The sequence below is a fragment of the Schinkia azotoformans LMG 9581 genome (genome assembly GCF_000307855.1).
Classification (GTDB): domain Bacteria; phylum Bacillota; class Bacilli; order Bacillales; family Bacillaceae_J; genus Schinkia; species Schinkia azotoformans.
Map to the genome: position 1 here is coordinate 1 of NZ_AJLR01000059.1, position 3,423 is coordinate 3,423.

A 3,423-nucleotide genomic window follows, 5' to 3' on the forward strand; every position below is an offset into this window, starting at 1 on the left:
TTTAGCAACTACCCCGTAATCGTAGGTGAATGATAACGTTGTCAAGGGCCATCTAAAAATGTTGGTTTTGGGTCATTGAAAATGTAGGAAATGGGCCACCCAAATTGTTGGTTTTGGGCCCATCACTTTATTTACTTTTTGGGGTTTTGGTTTTCTTCTCACTATAGTCTTTCATTCTATAAGATTTTCCAGTAATAGAAATGACTTTAGAATGATGAACCAAGCGGTCCAATAAAGCATTCGTTAATTTCTTATCTTGAAGAAACTCAGACCATTGAGAAAGTGGGATATTCGTAGTAATCAACGTGGATTTCTTTTCATATCTCATATTAATCAGTTGAAAGAGAAGACTCGCTCCATCTCTTGAAAAGGGCAGATAACCCACTTCATCAATAACAAGTACATCATAATTGGCATACTGTTTTAATACTCGCTCTAAAGTTCCTTTTTGATTGGCTCTTAATAAACGGTCCACTAATTCAGTACTCATACAAAAGTAAGAGCTATAACCTTTCTCTAGGGCTTCTAAAGTGATAGAAATAGCTAAATGTGTCTTACCTACGCCACTATTGCCAATGAAGAGAAGATTCTCATGCTTATCTAAAAAACGTAAGGTATGTAAATCTAAAATCTCTGCTTTATTAATTTTCGGTTGAAACTGAAAATCAAAGTCCATCACACGCTTTTCATAAGGCAGATGGGCTTTTTTTAATCGTCTTTCCTGAAGGAGCGCTTCTCGTTCACGAAGTTCTTCACTCAAGAGTTCATGAAGGCCCTCTACTAAGGAAATATCCGCATGCTCATCTAAGAACTCTGGTAAGAGCTGACGCACACGATCGAGTTTTAAATGGTCCAATTGGTTGAGTAATTGATGATAAGTTGTCATAAGCGCTCCCTTCACAATAAATCGTAGGCTTGAAGATTCTCATCCACATAAGCCTCTAGTTCGTCTTCTTCAAGATGTTTGAAGACATCTGATTTAAGAATTTCAACGTAATCTTCACGGCGATAATTAAAGGGACGGTCGCTTAAAGGATGACGAGCAATCAAGCGTTGGTCACAATAGACTTTAAGGTCCTCTTGTTCTTTTTCACAGGTTACGGTCTGTCCAATATATTTAACCGGCACTGAATATTTACGCCCTTCAAAGATCACAAGTGCCTCTTTAGAGACTTTTCGAGTCAAAGGAACACTCAATTGACTATAAACTTTGAGAAGCTCTAAATCAAAAGCCTTGAGATTCAACGCCTCTTGGTCAAGACGTTCAGAAGGTGAGGTTCCAATCGCTTGAGAGATTTCTTTATGATTCAAATCTTCCATCAATTGTTGGACCAGTGCTTGTAATTCTTCAAGGTCTTCAAACTCATTGTTAAAGACAAGCAGGCGGTCAACAGTTCTCGCAAGCGCTTCTACTTTACCTTTGGTTTGAGGTCTGAATGGCCGACAAGCAATGGGTTTAAATCCAGCATCTTTTGCATACTGCCTGAATCGTTCATTGAAAACAACATTTGAGAATTGACTTTTAGAATGGTCCACCACTGTTTTCATATTGTCAAACCAAATTTCTTCAGGGACACCTCCGAATTTCTCAAAAGCGTGATTGAGACACTCAAAGAGTGTGGGTTGGAGACGGTCGACGGTCAATTGAAGATACTTCATCCGAGAGTAGCCAAGAATATACAGAAAGATATTAATCGTAAACACTTCACCATTGCGTGAGATCAGTTTTAAATTTTCTTTCCAGTCGACTTGAGCAGAAAGTCCAGGCGTTGTTTCAATTCGAATCGTTGCTTTATGTTTGCAGGATTCTCGAATCAATCTGGCATAGCGTTTGACGGTCGTATATGAGCCTTGATAGCCTTTTAGTTGGATGAAGTAGTAAATTGAGCGCACAGAGCAGCCAAGCTTGAGTTTATCTTCAATGATTGATTTATAGTTCTCAATAAGTGACGGTGGGACCCTTCGTTTTGAAGCTTCTTCAAGGGTCTTTTCTTTTCCGAGGTCATAATAACGTTTGACCGTCCGATAGTCACAATTATAGCGTCTGGCAATATCAGCGAAATTAGGTTTAATTCCAGTCATAAGATGTTCGGTTATACTTTCTAGGATGTCTTTTCTCATAAGGAAAAGCCTATCACAATTTTAAAGTTAACCTACATTTTCAATGGCCCGTTTCCTACATTTTAGCATGGCCCTTTACACTTTAGCGTTTCCGCTCGAAGTTGCCATTCTTGCGTTTCCCAAACCTTACAGCCTTGTTCTTCAGCAATTTTTTCGAGACTTTGATAGTCTCCAATTTGCATGATGAATTCTTTTTGGTGGTCTAGGGCGCTATCTTTGACCTTTTGGAGATAATTATTGATTTTTCTATCTGCTCGTTTTTGCTTGGCATTGTATTCATCAACCGCTTGTCCAAATAATTTTTCATAGCTGTCCTTGATGTTTTCTTGAACGAGCGTAATATTGTTGCCAGACCGTGAAACATCAATATCAGGATTTGTGTGATTTTCAGTTTTGCGGTTATTATGAATTATTGAGCTAGTGTTTCCGACGTGAATTGAAATTGTATTTTGCATAGCGAGAACTCCTTGAAATTTCAATCCAATTATATCACGTTTTGGTGGTTGCTTCTGGACAGAAGGATAACTCAATATACATGTGACACTACGTATCACATTATTTCGGTCTGTCTGACGATTCCTAGCGGAAGGCTTTGCCAACTTTCAGTTGGCAAAATGGGGCGTTTGCCCCAGACCCCAAGCGGTTCTGTTGCAAAGTTTTCTGATAAGTCTATTTTAGTGTAAAATGAATAAAAATGACAGCGAGGATATATCAATGAACTATTTTAAAGGTAAACAATTTCAAAAAGATGTGATTATTGTCGCTGTTGGTTATTATCTACGTTACAATCTAAGCTATCGTGAAATTCAAGAACTCCTTTATGATCGTGGGATTAACGTTTGTCACACAACTATTTATCGTTGGGTACAAGAATACAGTAAAGTCCTCTATCATCTCTGGAAAAAGAAAAATAGACAGTCCTTCTATTCGTGGAAAATGGATGAAACTTATATCAAAATCAAAGGTCGTTGGCATTATCTCTATCGTGCAATTGATGCGGATGGATTGACTTTAGACATCTGGCTACGCAAGAAACGGGATACTCAAGCTGCTTATGCGTTCTTGAAACGACTACATAAACAGTTTGGTCAACCAAGAGTAATTGTCACGGATAAAGCGCCCTCTATTGGTTCTGCATTTAGAAAGTTACAGAGTAACGGTTTATATACTAAGACAGAGCATCGAACCGTGAAGTATCTCAATAACCTCATTGAGCAAGACCATCGACCAATCAAACGACGCAATAAATTTTATCGAAGTCTACGAACTGCCTCAACCACGATTAAGGGCATGGAAACAATT

4 protein-coding genes are annotated in these 3,423 nt (G+C 38.4%); 1 reads left to right on the forward strand and 3 read right to left on the reverse strand.

Annotation, left to right across the window (positions count from 1 at the left end):
• Positions 1 to 127: 127 nt before the first annotated feature.
• From istB to BAZO_RS10330, 3 genes are all read right to left on the reverse strand, one after another.
• Positions 128 to 886 (reverse strand): IS21-like element IS712 family helper ATPase IstB, encoded by a 759-nt coding sequence (istB, locus tag BAZO_RS10320; protein WP_003331414.1) that lies wholly within the window; start codon positions 884 to 886, stop codon positions 128 to 130.
• A gap of 11 nt (positions 887 to 897) precedes the next feature.
• Positions 898 to 2,121: an IS21-like element IS712 family transposase gene (gene istA / locus BAZO_RS10325; protein WP_003331415.1), complete on the reverse strand. Its 1,224-nt coding sequence runs from the start codon at positions 2,119 to 2,121 to the stop codon at positions 898 to 900.
• Between the two features lie 62 nt (positions 2,122 to 2,183).
• Complete coding sequence (locus BAZO_RS10330) at positions 2,184 to 2,576, reverse strand: plasmid recombination protein (RefSeq protein ID WP_003331416.1); 393 nt, start codon at positions 2,574 to 2,576, stop codon at positions 2,184 to 2,186.
• Positions 2,577 to 2,835: 259 nt separating this feature from the next.
• Here BAZO_RS10330 and BAZO_RS10335 point away from each other — a divergent pair.
• On the forward strand, positions 2,836 to 3,423 hold a 588-nt coding region (locus BAZO_RS10335; RefSeq protein WP_003331417.1), incomplete at its 3' end, for an IS6-like element ISS1S family transposase.